The 2,342-nt window shown below is 61.8% G+C and carries 2 protein-coding genes; both read right to left on the bottom strand.

Annotated elements, in window-relative coordinates:
• Positions 1–838, bottom strand: an 838-nt coding sequence (locus tag EN893_RS29595) for a substrate-binding domain-containing protein (RefSeq protein ID WP_164901220.1), incomplete at its 3' end; no start/stop codon positions are given.
• Positions 839–1,140: 302 nt separating this feature from the next.
• Entirely contained in the window at positions 1,141–2,172 is a 1,032-nt protein-coding gene (locus EN893_RS29600; RefSeq protein ID WP_127270620.1) for a LacI family DNA-binding transcriptional regulator, read from the bottom strand.
• Between the last annotated feature and the right edge of the window lie 170 nt (positions 2,173–2,342).

The raw sequence follows: 2,342 nt of genomic DNA on the forward strand, positions 1-2,342 counted from the left end.
CATCGAGAGCGCCGGCGCCCTGGCCGGCCGCGTCCTGGAACACGGTTACGTCGAGGTCGCCCGCCTGCATGGCCGCCAGCGCGTCCTGGGTGGCGTCGACGCCGCCGACGACAACCGCCTTCATGTCGATGTTGCCGGCCTTCATCGCCTGGATGGCGCCGATGGCGCTTTCGTCATTGTTGGCGATGACGCCGTCGAACGGCTTGCCGGTCGACAGCCAGTTGGTCATCAGGTTCTGCGCCTCGTCGCGGTTCCAGTTCGACGTCTGCTTGTCGATGATCTTGATGAAGCTGCAATCCGGCGTCGCGATCACATCGTCGATGTCCTTGGTGCGCTGCACGGCGGCCTGGTTGGAAAGCTCGCCCATGATCACATAGACATTGGCTTCCTTCTTGCCGGCTTCCTTGAACAGGCGGCAGACTTCCTTGGTCTCGAGCGTGCCGGAATCGGCTTCGTTCGAGGCGACGAAGGCCTGGTTGTCGGGCAGCGTGTCGACATTGACCGGCTCGCGGTTGACATAGACCAGCGGGATCTTGGCTGCGGCGGCGGCGTCCGACATCGCCTGCGTGGCCGAAGTGTCGACCGGGTTGACGATGATGGCATCGACGCCCGAGGCGGCGAAGTTCTTGATCTGGTCGAGCTGCTTGGCAACGTCGTTCTGTGCGTCCTCGACCTGCAGCTCGACGCCGCTCATGCCCTTGGCCTGCTCGATCATGCCGTTGCGCAGCACGGTCAGGAAGTTGTCGTCGAACTTGGCCATCGACACGCCAACCTTGGCGGCCATGGCGGATGAGCTCATCAGCGCCGCGAAGGCGACGCCCAAAATCAATTTCTTCATTGTGTTTCTCCTCCACATATTGGTGCCCGGTTTCACCGATTTATCCGGAATCCCCGATCTCCCCGGGGAATCTCTCCCTGATGTCTTTTCTGTTCCGGGTGACGCCTGCCTCCTGGCTGGAACGTCAAGCCCTCTGTTTGAAACAGATATTCCGGAACGAAAGAACCAAAATACACAGATGATGAAATATTTATTCCATTTCACATCGGGGCGTCAAGGGCGATTCCGCGGCCTGCGGGCCGATTTACGCATCGCTCTGATGGATTCTATCATTTGCCTCGGCGGGCTTGCGCGGCGGCGGGCTAGATGTTTTCCGGCAGGTAGATGTCGAAGGGCAGGAAGGTCTGGCCCGGAGCGTTGGCGGCGCCGGTTTCGATGGCATGCGCCATCAGGTCGACGAGCTCACGGCACAAAGCGGCGAGCGGGGTCGAGATCACCATGGTGAGGATGTTGTCGGCGAGTGCCGCGCGCGATTCGGCGTTGATCTCGTTGCAGACCACCACCGGCATGGTCGCGGGCTTCGCTGCCCGCAGCGCCGAGACCGCGCCTTCCATGCCGCCGCCGGCGACGTAGCAGCCGGCAAGATCCGGATAACGCGCCAGAAGATCGATCATCGCGTCATGGGTCACCTGGTTGGCTTCCAGATTGACCAGCGTTTCAAGCACGCTGAACTCCGGCGCATGCTCCCGGAAGAAGGAGCGAAAGCCGATCTCGCGCAGCTCATGGCCATGGAAGCGGTGGCTGCCGACGAAGAGGGCGACCTTGCCGGGCCGCTTGGCTGCTTTGGAGATCATCCATGCGGCGGTGCGCCCGACCTTGCGGTTGTCGAGGCCGATATAGCCCTCCCGGATGCCGGCGGCAAAGTCGGACAGCACCGAAAAGACCGGCTGCCCTCTCGCCTTCAAGGTTTCCACGACCGCTGTCAGGGTCGGATGGTCCGGACCGACAACGGCGATGGCCCTCGATTTCGCCGCCAGCCTGCGCATCTGCGAGGCGATCTCGTCGGGAGCCAGGGAACTGGCGAAATCGATGGTCGCAACGCCGCGGAAGCGCTGCGATCGCGAGATGGCCAGTTCGAGTTCCCGCGCGAAGTCGCCGTAGAAGGCATCATTGCCCCGCAGCAGCAGGAAGCCCAGCCGGTACTCCGGCAATTCCTGGCGCATGCGCTGCTTGATAAGGCCGGCGGCGTGGTAGCCGATATCGGTAGCGGTCTCGTAGACGCGGCGCGCTGTCTCTTCGCGCACCGGCAGCCGGTTGTTCAGCACACGGTCGACGGTGGCGACACTGACGCCCGAGATGCGCGCCAGATCTGATATTGTCGGCCGCTTCACCATGCTTGCCTCGTCGGGTTTGCTTGAGCCTTCGTACATCATCCTGATGGGAAATGATAGAAACTATCTTTGTGATGTTGAGTCCATCATCGGTCGGCGTTACTTTGACGCTCGAAACCAAAGGATTTCAGGGCATTCGCTCTGGCGGATGCCTTTGCCGAGGGAGGCAATCA

Source organism: Mesorhizobium sp. M7A.F.Ca.CA.004.04.2.1 (genome assembly GCF_004022825.1).
Taxonomy (GTDB): Bacteria; Pseudomonadota; Alphaproteobacteria; order Rhizobiales; family Rhizobiaceae; genus Mesorhizobium.